Here is a 13,102-nt window from a genome sequence, read left to right as displayed (position 1 = left end):
GGCGTCAGAGGGCGCGCACGCGCAACGTGAGCGTTCGTGCCTCGGGGCGCAGCATCGCCGTCGGCCACACGTCCGGCCCGCACGCACGCGAGCCCAGACCGTGCTGCGCTGCGTCGATGTACAGGTGGTGCGCCGTCGGCGTGGGCAACTCGTGCGGGTGGGCTGCCCGGGCCAACTCATGCGCACTGTGCCGGCTGAGCACGAATCCTGGCCGGCGGCCCTGCGGGTCAGCGTCGGCTCGCACCTGCAGCCAGTCCGCACCGCCTCGGCGCAGCACCAGTTCCCGCATTCCGCTGCGGTGCCCCGACTCCTGGGGCCGTGCGTAGTTCACGGTGAGATCGTCGATCTCGGCGCTGAACCGGCCCAGGTGTACCGACGTGATGGTGTCCGGATAGGAGTCGTGCGGACCGAGCCCGAACCACGACGCCCCGTCCACATCAGTAGGCAACTCCAGGTGCAGGCCGATCCGCGGCCACACATCGTCGAAGTGTGTGTTCGGCGTCATCGTCACCCGCAGTACCGCCTCGACGGTGCCGTCGGCCGCACGCTCGGCGCTCCACCGCTCCGTCACATCGATAGCAGCACGGCTCTGCGCCGCCGAGACGCGCCGGTGGATCACCGTGGTGGCAGGCTCCTCGGAGAAGCCGACCACCCGGCGCACCAACCGGTCCAGACCGGCGGCGCGCCATCGCTGCGCCGCTGACGGCGCCGAGTCGGTGCGGGTGAAGTCGCGGGGGTCGCCCTCGTCGAAGTTCGGGGAGTGCCCGCCCTCGTCGTTGTCAGTGGGCGCACGCCACAGCTCCACCTCCGGTCCGCGCACCCGCGCTCCGGCCAGAGTGGTGAGTGTGGGACCGTCCAGAACGGCGGGGGTGTCCGTCAGTTCACTCCCGACGGCCCGTTCACTCCCGACGGCGGCCCTTGCCCGCGCCGGTGTGGCACCGAAGGTCCCGCTCGCGCCGACCAGCCACTGCGCACGTGCCACCACGTGACCGGCTGGTGCCCATGGGGTCTGCTCGCGCAGCACCACGGCCACGGTGACGTGCTCCTCGATGCCAGGCTCCGCCGTCGGGAGCTCGGAGAACAGGCGTAGCGAGCCGGTGCCCCCAGCGGTGATCGGTGCGCCGGACTCATCAGCCAGGGCGAGGCGCCCTTCGGCGGCCGGGCGTCCATCGTGATCCACGCTCCAGAGCACGTCCAGATCGGAGGTGTCGGCCACGAAGCGGCGATTGCGCACCACGGCCAGGCCATCGCCCGCCGGAGTGAGCACCACCGGAGCCTCCACGGCGGCGAACTCGATCAGGCCCGGGGAGGCGGTTCCGTCCGAGAGGACCATCCCGTCCATCACGAAGTTGCCGTCGTGCACGACTTCGCCGAAGTCACCGCCGTACCCGAAGTACTCGACCCCGTCGGCCGTGCGAGTCCGGATGCCGTGATCGCGCCACTCCCAGATGAACCCACCATGCAGGCGCGGGTAGCGGTCCACGAGGTCGCGATACTCGGCGAGCCCGCCGGGGCCGTTGCCCATGGCGTGGGCGTACTCGCACTGCATGAACGGCTTGCTGCGCTGCCTGGCACTCTCGGCCGCGGAACAGCCGAGCAGCGGGGTGGTGTCGTCGTCTCGAGCGATCGATTCGGTCTCTGGCGCCCAGGCATACATGCGTGAGTACACGTCCGTGTAGGTGCCCTGATAGTCACCTTCGTAGTGCACCGGACGGCTCGGGTCGCGCCCGTGCACCCACTCGGCCATCGCGGCCAGGTTGGTACCGGTGTGCGACTCGTTCCCGAGGGACCACATGATGATGCTCGGGTGGTTCTTGTCCCGCTCGAGAGTGCGTTCCATCCGGTCCAGGTAGGCCTCCCGCCAGCGCAGGTCGTCGCTGGGGTTGCCCACCCAACCGCCCTCGTGGAAGCCGTGCGTCTCCAGATCGCACTCGAGGATCACCCAGAAGCCCAGCTCATCGGCCAGGTCGAGCAGTCGTGGGTGCGGCGGGTAGTGGCTGGTGCGGATCGCGTTGACGTTGTACTGCTTCATCTGCACGAGGTCCGCGCGCGCGAACTCCTCGTTGAAGACCCGCCCGCGGTCGGGGTGCGTCTCGTGCCGGTTCACGCCCGAGAACGTCACCTGGCGGCCGTTGACGAGGAAGCGATCGCCGTCGATCTGTACCCGGCGAAAGCCGGTGCGCAAGGTGAGCGTCTCGCCGGCCGATGAGACTGTCGCCTCGTACAGGGTGGGGAACTCCGGTGACCATGGCTGCACCTGCTCGAGTTGCACCGCCGCAACATCCTCGGCGCCCGCCCAGGTGATGTCGACTCCGAGTTCGGGGACCTGCAGACGCACCGGGAAGGCGTCAGCGCTCGCGCGCACCTCGGGCACCAGAGTGCCGGCGCCGGTCGCCGGGTCGTAATCTCCGGTGAGCCAGACGTCCTCGATCGCGCCGGCGGGCCGGTGCAGCAGCGTGACGTCCCGGAAGATCCCTGGTAGCCACCACTGGTCCTGGTCTTCCACATAGCTCGCCGCCGACCATTGCGTCACGCGCACCGCGATCGTGTTCGCGCCGGAGTGAGCGGCCTCGGTGACGTCCAGTTCGTGAGCCAGACGGCTGCCCGAGAATGTGCCCACCTCGCGGCCGTTCACCCAGACCTGAGCGAAGGACTCCACTCCGTCGAAGCGCAGCACCACGCGGCCAGAGTCCAGCCACTCGGCGGGCACCTCCACCGTGCGGCGGTAGTCGCCGGTGGGGTTCTCATCAGGGACGAAGGGCGGGTCCACCGGGAACGGGTACTGCACATTGGTGTAGATCGGCGCGCCGTGCCGGAAGTCCTCGGTGAGTACCCAGTGCGAGGGGACGGCGAGTTGGTCCCACCCGGTGGCGTCGTAGTGCGGTGCGGTGAAGTCTTCCGGTGTTTCGCCACCGAGGATGCCGTGGGCGCCCGGAGTCCCGGGCACGGCCGGGGAGAGGCGGAACTGCCACGACCCCGCGAGGTCGATTCGAGGTGCATCGCTGCTGACCCAGGAGCGCGCGGGCTGGACACATCCGGTGGCAGGGGTGAATGACAGGTGCGGAGAAGTCACGTTCAGGACGCTAACACAAACTCGATCAACCGTTCGAGATTCGTTGGGTAGGCTGATGGGGATCGCCCCAACCACAAGGATGGTGACGTGCCAGATCAGACGTCGCACGAAGCTGCCGACCGGCGAACCGAGCAGGGACCGAAGCGCGCGAGTGGGCGGCGGATTTCCGGACGCGGGGGCGAGCCATCACCCGGGCGGGGCCGCCGTGGGCCGTACCGCAAGTCCGCAGAACGCCGCCGGCGGATCGTGGACGCCGCGGTGGCTGTGTTCTCCGATCAGGGGTATCGCGGTGCGACGATCCGCCAGATCGCCGCACAGGCGGGGATCAGTCCGTCCAGCCTGCTGCACTTCTATGCCACCAAGAATGAACTGCTCTGGGCCACGATGACGCATCGAGACTCGGTGCGGTTCACTGGCGGTCCGGAGCACTCCTTCCCCGATCGTGTCGTGGGACAGGCCGTGGCGAACGAGGGGGTGCCGCACCTGGTGCGGCTGTACGGTGTGCTGACCGCTGAGTCCGCGACGCGCGATCATCCGGCGCGGGAGTACTTCGCCGGCCGCTTCGCGGTGCTGCGGGGGCAGTATGCCGCAGAGTTCGAGGCACTCCGTGATGCCGGTCTGCTGCGCCCGGAGGTGGATCCGGCCGTGGCGGCGGTGACCGTGGTGGCGCTGTGGGACGGCGTGCAGTTGCAAGCGCTCTATGACCCGGAGGTGATCCGGGCGGCCGAGGTGCTTCGCGACTACTTCCGCCTGGTTCTGACCGAGCCCGAGGTGCTGGCGAGCCCGGCACAGCTGAGCATGTGGTGGCAGGAGCGGCGCGCGCACGAATCGGATTAGCACTCGCCTTGACCGAGTGCTAATTCGTGCCTAGATTGGTGCCTGAGCCTCCTCCCTCGTGGAGGAGGGATCACCCACGTGCTGTGGTGCATGTCCGATCCCCGCGACGGCGGACGGCACTGAGGCCGCGGGAGACCCATGTCATTGTTCACCACTCACGCGAAGGGGAGGTCCGCAGTGTCGGTCTCCATCAAGCCGCTCGAGGACCGGATCGTCGTTAAGACGCTCGAGGCCGAGCAGACCACCGCGTCCGGGCTCGTCATCCCGGACTCTGCCAAGGAAAAGCCGCAGGAGGGCGAGGTCCTGGCCATCGGCCCGGGTCGCGTCGACGACAACGGCAACCGCGTACCGCTGGATGTCGCCGTGGGCGACGTCGTGATCTACAGCAAGTACGGCGGCACCGAGGTCAAGTACTCCGGCGAGGACTACCTCATCCTCTCGGCCCGCGACATCCTTGCGGTCGTCGAGAAGTGATTCTCGCCTGATAGCAGCGCGAAGGCCCCGGTCCCTCATCAAGGGACCGGGGCCTTCGTCGTATGTACTGGCCTCTGTCGTTGGAGCCAGCGTTAGCTGGCCACTGGCGCCTGGGCCGCCAGAATCGCGGCGCGTTCGTCTTCGGCGAGGCCGCCCCACACGCCATAAGGCTCACGGACCCGCAGGGCGTGTTCCCGGCACTGCTCGATCACGGGGCAACTCGCACAGACCGCCTTGGCGTTCGCATCGCGCCGCCGCCGGGATGCCCCCCGCTCGCCTTCCGGATGGAAGAACTGTTCGTCCCCGGTTTCGCGGCATGCGCCTTGGTACTGCCACTCCCAGAGATCCATGATCGGCCCCGGGAGCCTCGAGAGTTCCGCCATGGGTGTCACCCTTTCGTTCATCTGTCGCTGCAGCATCGCTACTGCGGTTGGTGGATGGACGATCGCTGTGGTGTGCCTCTCTCTCGAGTTGCACCTCCGGGCGACCTGTGGTCAATCTACAACCGATTCAGAAGTTGTTCAAGACCCGGTCGCAAATTGACTCCTGTGTGCCCACAAGTTGTTCGACTTCGATTCCGGACGTACGCTGCCAGAGCAGATGTCAGCACGTTCGCCCGAGAGGAGTGCCAGCCCATGGCGCGATCCGGTTCGAACGAGCGCGAGTACGCACGGATCCGCCTCACCGTGGCAGCCGTGGCGGGGCGACTCGGTGTCGCTGCCTCGACATTGCGAACGTGGGACCGGCGGTACGGTCTCGGTCCCTCCAGCAGGACTGCCGGCCAGCATCGCCGCTACAACGCCGAGGACATCACTCGCCTGGAGACGATGCGCCGCCTCACCAGAGAGGGTGTAGCTCCGGCGGACGCCGCCCGGCTCGCGCGTGGACTGGCGGTCGATGAGGCAGTGCCCGAAGTGGACGAGGAAGGTCTGCACGGCATCCTCGATCCGCTGTCGCTAGCGGCCGCCGCCGTCGAGACCGAAGAACGACGGCTGCATCGGATGGTCCACCGGTCGGTGCGCGAGTCCGGGGGGCTCAGCGCATGGCAGAACCTCGTGCGGCCGGCGCTCGACCTCCTCGAGGCCCGCGATCACGGTGACCGTGCTGGGCGGGATCCGGTGGCAGCACTGGGAGCCGCTCTGCTTGCGGCTGTACGTGACGAGGCTCCGGCTTCCGAGATGGAGGCACGGGTGATGATCTATGCCGACCTTGACCACCATCTCGACGCCCACGTCCTCGCAGGTGAGCTCCTCAGGCGTGGGATAGGCGCCCGCGTGCTTCGCCCGGCCCGCCGCAGTCGCACGTCTGGTTCTGTGGCGGTCGCCTCCGACCCTCATGTTCAACTCGCAGTACTACTCGGAGAGCCGCGGGATGCGCTGGCCGTGGCGGAGGCGATGCATGCCAGCGACCGACTGGCTTTCGTGATTTCACTCACGGGTGTTCGCTCACCGATGGCAGACCTTCCGCGCGCCAGAACGCTGGCGGGCGCGGTGCACGAGATTGTGAGCCTGCTGGCTGATCAGGTGCCGTTGCACCCGTCTGGCCGCTCCAGCTGAATTCACCGGTTCCCGCCCGCGGTTATGATCGCCAGGTGACCGAGCCGCTCGCCCCCCCGCATGCTCCGACCGCCATCGAGTCCGACCCGTTCGCCTTCGTCGGTCTCACCTACGACGACGTTCTCCTGCTGCCGGGCGAGACCGACGTCATCCCGAGCGAGGCCGATACAGGCACCTTCCTGACGCGAGAGATCGCGCTCGAGATCCCGCTCGTCTCGGCGGCGATGGACACCGTGACCGAATCGCGGATGGCGATTGCCATGGCCCGCCAGGGCGGTATCGGGATCTTGCATCGCAACCTCCCGATCGCCGACCAGGCCGGCCAGGTCGACCTGGTGAAGCGGTCGGAGTCGGGAATGGTCAGCGACCCGCTCACGATCGGACCCGACGCCAATCTGGCCGAGATGGACCAGTTGTGCGCCAAGTACCGCGTCTCGGGTATGCCGGTGGTGGACGACGCCGGGATCCTGCTCGGCATCATCACCAATCGAGACATCCGGTTCGTGGCGTTGAACGAGTTCGTCACCACCACGGTGCGCGAGATCATGACGCCGATGCCTCTGGTGACCGGGCGGGTGGGAATCCCCGCCGCCGAGGCCGTCGCGCTGCTGAGCAAGCACAAGGTGGAGAAGCTGCCGCTGGTCGATGACGCCGGCCGGCTCCAAGGCCTGATCACCGTCAAGGATTTCGTGAAGTCAGAGCAGTATCCGCTCGCGACCAAGGATAGTGAAGGTCGCCTGCGGGTGGGCGCCGCCGTCGGATTCTTCGGCGATGCGTGGGAGCGCGCAACCGCGCTCGTGGACGCCGGAGTGGACGTGCTGGTGGTGGATACCGCCAACGGCCACGCCCGCCTCATGCTCGACATGGTGCGCCGATTGAAGAGTGATCCGGCCACGGCGCACGTGCAGGTCATCGGTGGGAATGTCGCTACTCGTGAAGGCGCCCAGGCACTCGTGGATGCAGGTGTGGATGCCGTCAAGGTCGGCGTGGGTCCAGGCTCGATCTGCACCACCCGTGTAGTGGCCGGAGTGGGCGTTCCCCAGGTGACCGCGATCTACCAGGCCGCCCTGGCCTGCAAACCGGCCGGGGTGCCGGTGATCGGTGACGGCGGTCTGCAGTACTCCGGTGACATCGCCAAGGCCCTGGTGGCCGGTGCAAGTTCGGTGATGCTCGGCGGATTGCTCGCCGGCTGCGATGAGTCCCCGGGCGACCTCGTGTTCGTCAACGGAAAGCAGTACAAGCGCTACCGAGGGATGGCCTCACTCGGGGCGATGCAGTCACGCGGGGATCGTCGTTCCTATTCCAAGGACCGCTACTTCCAGGGCGACGTTTCCGATGACGACGTCATCACTGAAGGTATCGAGGGGCAGGTGCCCTATCGTGGCCCGCTCGCGCAGGTGGCGCATCAGCTCACCGGAGGGCTCGGCCAGTCGATGTTCTACGTGGGCGCCCGGACTGTTCCTGAGCTGCAGCGCCGCGGGAAGTTCGTGCGGATCACCTCTGCAGGTCTGAAAGAGTCTCACCCGCACGATGTCCAGATGGTCTCTGAGGCGCCGAACTACCGTGGACGTTGAGTTTCATCACCACTGACGAGCCCATCACCACCGGCGAGCGCCGCTGAATAGTGGAGCGATGCGCGGCTCGTGCGCTCGAGCGGCGCGGGTGGTCCCTCAGCCGACCACGTCGTAGGATTTCATCCGCTTCCGGTCAGCCGCGGTTGAGGAGTGCTGCAGCGCCAGCAATTCGGCGTAGATGCCGCCGGAGGCGGCCAGTTCGTCCGGGGTGCCGATCTCCTCGATCTGTCCGTCTCGGAGGGTGATGATCCGATCCACGTCCGCGATTGTGGAGAGCCGGTGGGCGATGATCAGGGACGTGCGCTGGTGCATCAGCTTCTCCAGCCCTGCCTGCACGAGGCGCTCCGATTTGGTGTCCAGCGCTGAGGTGGCCTCGTCCAGCACCAGGATCGGAGCATCTTTCAGCATCGCTCGAGCCACGGCGATCCGCTGCTTCTGCCCGCCGGAGAGCTTCATCCCCCGCTCACCGATCACGGTGTCATAACCGCGGGGGAACTTGCGGACGAACTCGTCCACGGCGGCACGCCGAGCGACGGCGACGATCTCCTCCTTCGTGGCGTCGGGGCGGCCATAGGCGATGTTCTCGGCGATGGTGCCGGAGAACAGCGACGGATCCTGGAACACCACCCCGATGTTCTGACGCAGTGTCTCCAGGTCGGCGCCCGCACCGGCCACCTCGATGGAGCCGGACCGCGTGCCGTACAGGCCCATGAGCAAGTTCATCAAGGTGGTCTTGCCGCCACCGGACTCGCCGACGAAGGCGACCCGCTCACCCCGCGCGATCTCGAAGGAGACGCCGGAGAGGACGTCGTCGTCGTTGTCGTAGCCGAAGCGGACATCGGTGAAGGCGATCATCGGCCCGTCCGTGCTGACAGTGCTCGCCGCAGTCAGCTCCTGCGGCCGTGGGCCATCGCCTCCCACCCGTGCGTGGTCGAGGTCCATCACCTCGAAGTAACTCTTCGAACCAGCGATCGCTCGTTGGGCTGTGTCCACCACGTAGCTCAGACTTGTCACAGGCTGGCGAGCCATCGCCATCAACTGCACGAGCATCACCATGTCACCGGGGGAGAAGTGGCCCTGCACCGTTCGAATGAAGATGATCGCGTAGAGCGCGAAGAAGATGACGTTCAGGACGGCACGGCGGATCACGTCCATCCGGTGCCAGTGCCGGGACTGCTCTCCGGTGAGGCCAACCGTGGCCTCGAAGTGCTCCTCGAACTGACGCAGCTCGCTGCGTTCGCGCGCGAACGATTTCACTACCCGAATCTGACCGATCACCTCGGCGAATCGGCCTGAGGCAACGTCCACATGATCGTTCTTGCGGCCTTCGATCCGTTGCCACTTCGTGGATGTCAATGCGGTCAGCCACAGGTACATCGGGTAGGCGATCAGCAGCAGCACCGCGAGTGGCCAGTAGTGCCAGGCGCTGATGATCAGGACGGCGATCGTGGTCATGATGAGCGTGACGAACATATTCGACATCGACTTCATGAAGTTCGTGATCTCGGCGATCGATCGATTCAGCCGGGCCACGATGGTGCCGGTGAGCTCATTGTCAAAGTAGCGCTGGGGCAGCGCCAGGAGTTTCTCGAAATACCGGGTGGACAAGATGGTGCGCATCTTCGCGCTCATCACATCGCCCCAGTATCCCCCGACGTTACTCACCAGCGTGTCCACCAGTTCCGCCAGGAGGAGGGCCGCTGCGAGCAGCAGCACGGTCCGGATCGTCGCACCGACCACGTCCTCGCCGCCGGAGCCGCCGACGGCGTTGACTATCACATCGGTGGCGCGTCCGGTGATGAATGGCACGGCGAGCCCTGTGGCCGTGACCACGGCTGCTGCGATCATGATGCCGACGTAGTACGGCATCAGGGAGCGGGTGAAGCGCAGGATGCGCGCGAGCGCGGACATGTGGTGAACCTCTCGTGCGGTGTCTGACTACTGCAACGCAGTCCGACTGCGGTGATTCCGCCGACCCGTCTGTGAGGCCGGATCGACGTGTGACCTCGCTCACTAGGGCGATCGTCGGGTGAATCGCGGGTGCAGGTATTCCGGGTGAATGCAGGTGGTCGGGTGAATCCAGAAGGTCAGGCAGGAACCGAATCCGCCCTGGTGGGAGGGCACGGCTCCTCGACGGTGTGCAGCGGCCACTCGGTGCCCGCATCCAAGCCGTCGAGACCTTCCCGCTGCCGCCGTCTGTTGACCGTCTCCGCCCAGCGCTGATGCTGATCGGTCTGCCAGTGGTGCAGGTCACCGAGAGACCGTTCCACCAGGCCTGGGTGCTCGCGGGTCTGCGCCGCGAGCACATCCAGGGTCGCTTCCACGTCCACATCGGCGGTGTGCAGACGGCCCGACTCCCGCACGCCGTAGTAGCCGCACAGATCGACCAGCTTGCGCGCGCCTGGGCGGTGCGAATCGAGACCTCGATCGAGCACGAGCGGATCCAGCACGGGGGCGAGCGGACGGCCGAGTCGCTCACCGATGGTGAGCAGGCCATGGCGCTCCAACTCGCGTTCGATGATGGTGAGATCGAAGGCGGCGTTGAAAGCCACGACGGGCACCCGGAGCCGGAATGCCGCCGTCAGCTCAGCAGAGATCTCGGCTAGGGCGCGGCGTGGTGCCATCCCGTGTTGATGCGCGTGGGAGGTGCTGATTCCATGGATCGCGGCCGCCTGCTCTGGGATGTCCACCCCAGGATCGATCAGCCAGGTTCGCTGCTCGGTCCCGTGTGCCCCGCGTCCTACCAACGCCGCAGACACGATCCGGTCTCGGAACGGGTTCACGCCCGTGGTCTCGGTGTCGAAACCGAGCAAAGGTCCGTCCACCCAGGTCGCCATGTCTCATCCACCTCCCGAACGTGTTGTCCAGGTAACCACGTGGCACTGACACTGACGGGGGTGGCGTTCCCGGAGCTCGTGACCGGTCATCAGCGTCACGATCGTCAGTAGCGATATCCAGGTGCCCGCTCACCCGAGGACGGTCGTCGTGCACTCGCTGCAGCAGCAACCGGATCGGCTGACCTTGAGGACGGACCAGGGACCGGAAATCCGGGTGGACGGCCGAGGGGCGCAGCTCCCAGCCGGTCAGGGCGCGCCAGAAGGCACACTCGTCCTCGTAGCGACCGGCAGGAATGTCGAGACACACCTGATCGACGATCGACCGGTGGCCGCCCGGCCACAGCGATGCTGCAGGCCGTTGTGACAGAGGGGCAGGAACCACGCAGTAGGCCAACTGTCCAGGGGATCGGCAGACTTCGAACGTGTGTCCCGGCCGATGCACATCGAGGTGCACACCGCCGGGACCATCCTGCAGACGCTGTACGCGCAGGAACGGGTCGCCGTCGAGCGGCAATAGCGTGGCGAACTCCTCGTGATCTCCGCGAGACGGTGACAGGTGAGTCTCCGTGACGCGTTGCCAGAAGCGCACCCCCGACTCGTAGTGGAGGGGATCGAGATCGAGGAAGGCGGTCAGCCAGGTCGGGGCCACGAGGCCACGAGGCCACGATAATCGGCCGGGGTCACCCCGGTGGAGGAGCGCGTCGCGGTGCGTATAGCCCGGTAGCCTGTGGGACGTGAGCAACGAGATCGAGATCGGCCGAGGCAAGCGGGGCCGCCGCGCCTACTCCTTCGACGACATCGCCGTGGTGCCGTCCCGGCGTACCCGGGACCCGGAGGAGGTTTCGATCGCCTGGCAGATCGACGCCTATCAGGTGGAGTTGCCGGTGCTGGCCGCACCGATGGACTCGGTGATGAGCCCGGAGACCGCGATCCAGCTCGGCGAGCTGGGCGGGATCGGTGTGCTCGACCTTGAGGGCCTGTGGACCAGGTACGAGAACCCCACCGCGCTGCTCGAAGAGATCGCTGAGCTCCCGGCGGACGGAGCCACGGCACGGATGCAGGAGATCTACGCTGCGCCAATCATCCCCGAGCTGATCACCTCGCGGCTCCAGGAGATCCGCGCGGCTGGGGTCACGGTGGCGGCCGCGCTCTCACCGCAGCGCACGCAGGAACACTGGCGCACCGTGGTGGACGCCGGCGTCGATCTGTTCGTGATCCGCGGCACCACTGTTTCGGCCGAGCACGTCTCCGGTCACGCGGAGCCGCTGAACCTCAAGCGCTTCATCTACGAGCTGGATGTCCCGGTGATCGTGGGTGGGGCAGCCACCTATACGGCAGCGCTGCATCTGATGCGCACCGGTGCCGCCGGCGTACTCGTCGGGTTCGGCGGTGGAGCCGCGCATACGACTCGGCAGACTCTGGGCATTCACGCGCCGCTGGCCAGCGCCGTCGCGGATGTGGCCGCAGCGCGCCGCGACTACCTGGACGAGTCCGGTGGCCGATACGTGCACGTGATCGCCGACGGCGGTGTGGGCCGCAGCGGTGACCTGGTCAAGGCCATCGGTTGCGGGGCTGACGCGGTCATGCTCGGTGCCGCGCTCGCACGCGCTGGGGAGGCTCCGGGTCAGGGGTGGCACTGGGGCCCCGAGGCCCATCACCCCCAACTGCCCCGTGGTGAGCGGGTGCGCGTCGGCACGGTCGGAAGCCTCGAAGAGATCCTGCTCGGACCCGGCAACCGCGCCGACGGCACGCTCAACATGTTCGGTGCGTTGCGCCGGGCGATGGCCACGACCGGGTACTCCGACCTCAAGGAATTCCAGCGTGTGGAAGTCGTGGTCTCGCCCTACTCGCCCCGGTGACTCCCGAACTACGTGAGGCGCGTGCGGAGGATGCCTCCGCCGTCGTGAACCTGTGGCAGGCCTGCGGCCTGACCAGGCCGTGGAACGACCCGCACGCCGACTTCGGTGCGGCACTCGCCACACCGGACGCTTGCGTGCTCGTGCTGGCCGACGGCGCAGGGAACCTGTACGGGACCGTGCTCACCGGATATGACGGCCACCGTGGGTGGATTTACTACCTCGCCGTCGCACCCGACCGGCAGGCCGAGGGGCACGGCCGCCGGCTCGTCGTGGCAGCGGAGGCATGGCTGGCCGCCCACGGGGCGGCCAAGGTGCAGCTCATGGTGCGCGACGGCAATCCCGTGGGGGAGTACTACGCGTCACTCGGGTACGAGGCACAGACCGTGACCGTCTGGGGGCGCTGGCTCGACGGTGACCGGGCCGTCAGCCCGTCAGCAGCGCCACGGTGAGGAGGACGACGGCCAGCGCGGGCACGGTGCCTTGGATGACGGCCGGTCGCGCCATCTGGGGATTCTTGGTGACGAGGACGAGGGCGGCGAGAGCCATCGATCCTGTGCCGGCGTAGAGGAGCGCGGGCCCGGCGCCGGCCGCCATGTCCATGACAACGAGGAGCACACCGGCGGCGGTGATCAGCGCCAGGAACAGGTTGTAGAAGCCTTGGTTGTAGGCCAACTCCTTGGTGGCTTCGGCCTTGTCACGGGTGGTTCCGAACGTGGCCCGCCCGCGCGGAGTGTCCCACGCGAACGACTCCAGCACGAAGATGTAGACGTGCATCAGGGCGGCGAGGGTAGCGAGCACGAGCGCGACAGTCTGCATGGGCAGTTCCGATGGTCGGGTCCGAACGTTCGGACGGGCCCGCCCACGCTACTCCTGCGCGCTGCCGGTCGTCTGG

The 13,102-nt window shown here is 67.3% G+C and carries 11 protein-coding genes and 1 pseudogene; 6 read left to right on the top strand and 6 right to left on the bottom strand.

What is annotated here, in order from left to right; genetic code table 11:
• Positions 1-4 precede the first annotated feature (4 nt).
• Positions 5-3,073: a glycoside hydrolase family 2 TIM barrel-domain containing protein gene (locus tag LQF10_RS14745; protein WP_231064584.1), complete on the bottom strand. Its 3,069-nt coding sequence runs from the start codon at positions 3,071-3,073 to the stop codon at positions 5-7.
• 87 nt (positions 3,074-3,160) lie between these two features.
• On the opposite strand from LQF10_RS14745, the gene LQF10_RS14740 reads away from it, so the two are divergent.
• Together LQF10_RS14740 and groES are read left to right on the top strand one after the other, a co-directional pair.
• Positions 3,161-3,910, top strand: a complete 750-nt coding sequence (locus LQF10_RS14740; protein ID WP_231064583.1) for a TetR/AcrR family transcriptional regulator — start codon at positions 3,161-3,163, stop codon at positions 3,908-3,910.
• 177 nt (positions 3,911-4,087) lie between these two features.
• A complete protein-coding gene (groES, locus tag LQF10_RS14735; RefSeq protein ID WP_231064582.1) occupies positions 4,088-4,384 on the top strand; it encodes a co-chaperone GroES in 297 nt (98 codons plus the stop codon).
• Between the two features lie 92 nt (positions 4,385-4,476).
• Here the strand turns inward: groES and LQF10_RS14730 are convergent, their stop codons facing one another.
• On the bottom strand, positions 4,477-4,767 hold the full coding sequence (locus LQF10_RS14730; protein WP_231064581.1) for a WhiB family transcriptional regulator: 291 nt from the start codon (positions 4,765-4,767) through the stop codon (positions 4,477-4,479).
• Between the two features lie 252 nt (positions 4,768-5,019).
• Between LQF10_RS14730 and LQF10_RS14725 the strand changes: the two genes are divergently transcribed.
• Both LQF10_RS14725 and guaB read left to right on the top strand, forming a co-directional pair.
• On the top strand, positions 5,020-5,940 hold the full coding sequence (locus LQF10_RS14725; protein ID WP_231064580.1) for a MerR family transcriptional regulator: 921 nt from the start codon (positions 5,020-5,022) through the stop codon (positions 5,938-5,940).
• A gap of 35 nt (positions 5,941-5,975) precedes the next feature.
• Positions 5,976-7,514, top strand: coding sequence for an IMP dehydrogenase (gene guaB / locus LQF10_RS14720; protein WP_290371106.1), 1,539 nt, complete (start codon positions 5,976-5,978; stop codon positions 7,512-7,514).
• A 96-nt stretch (positions 7,515-7,610) separates the two neighbouring features.
• Here the strand turns inward: guaB and LQF10_RS14715 are convergent, their stop codons facing one another.
• The 3 genes and pseudogenes from LQF10_RS14715 to LQF10_RS19485 all read right to left on the bottom strand — a co-directional run.
• A complete protein-coding gene (locus LQF10_RS14715; protein ID WP_231064579.1) occupies positions 7,611-9,425 on the bottom strand; it encodes an ABC transporter ATP-binding protein in 1,815 nt (604 codons plus the stop codon).
• Between the two features lie 176 nt (positions 9,426-9,601).
• On the bottom strand, positions 9,602-10,351 hold the full coding sequence (locus LQF10_RS14710) for an exonuclease domain-containing protein (RefSeq protein WP_231064578.1): 750 nt from the start codon (positions 10,349-10,351) through the stop codon (positions 9,602-9,604).
• 100 nt (positions 10,352-10,451) lie between these two features.
• Positions 10,452-10,658, bottom strand: a pseudogene (locus LQF10_RS19485) (VOC family protein); the annotation flags it as partial.
• 427 nt (positions 10,659-11,085) lie between these two features.
• Between LQF10_RS19485 and LQF10_RS14705 the strand changes: the two are divergent.
• Both LQF10_RS14705 and LQF10_RS14700 read left to right on the top strand, forming a co-directional pair.
• Positions 11,086-12,210, top strand: a complete 1,125-nt coding sequence (locus LQF10_RS14705) for a GuaB3 family IMP dehydrogenase-related protein (protein WP_231064577.1) — start codon at positions 11,086-11,088, stop codon at positions 12,208-12,210.
• Complete coding sequence (locus tag LQF10_RS14700) at positions 12,207-12,659, top strand: GNAT family acetyltransferase (RefSeq protein ID WP_231064576.1); 453 nt, start codon at positions 12,207-12,209, stop codon at positions 12,657-12,659. The genes LQF10_RS14705 and LQF10_RS14700 overlap by 4 nt, the downstream gene beginning before the upstream one ends.
• On the opposite strand, the gene LQF10_RS14695 is transcribed toward LQF10_RS14700, so the two are convergent.
• Positions 12,634-13,026 carry a DUF1304 domain-containing protein gene (locus LQF10_RS14695; protein WP_231064575.1) on the bottom strand — a complete coding sequence of 131 codons (393 nt, stop codon included), beginning with the start codon at positions 13,024-13,026 and terminating at the stop codon, positions 12,634-12,636. The genes LQF10_RS14700 and LQF10_RS14695 overlap by 26 nt on opposite strands.
• Positions 13,027-13,102: the final 76 nt, after the last annotated feature.

This window comes from Ruania halotolerans (genome assembly GCF_021049285.1).
In the GTDB taxonomy this organism is placed as follows: domain Bacteria; phylum Actinomycetota; class Actinomycetes; order Actinomycetales; family Beutenbergiaceae; genus Ruania; species Ruania halotolerans.
This window is presented reverse-complemented; position numbering and strand designations above follow the sequence as displayed.

Excerpts from the sequence above, each read along its gene's own strand:
- LQF10_RS14730 (WP_231064581.1), bottom strand. The coding sequence starts at position 4,767 with ATGGCGGAACTCTCGAGGCTCCCGGGGCCGATCATGGATCTCTGGGAG.
- LQF10_RS14725 (WP_231064580.1), top strand. The coding sequence starts at position 5,020 with ATGGCGCGATCCGGTTCGAACGAGCGCGAGTACGCACGGATCCGCCTC.
- LQF10_RS14715 (WP_231064579.1), bottom strand. The coding sequence starts at position 9,425 with ATGTCCGCGCTCGCGCGCATCCTGCGCTTCACCCGCTCCCTGATGCCG.
- LQF10_RS14710 (WP_231064578.1), bottom strand. The coding sequence starts at position 10,351 with ATGGCGACCTGGGTGGACGGACCTTTGCTCGGTTTCGACACCGAGACC.
- LQF10_RS14695 (WP_231064575.1), bottom strand. The coding sequence starts at position 13,026 with ATGCAGACTGTCGCGCTCGTGCTCGCTACCCTCGCCGCCCTGATGCAC.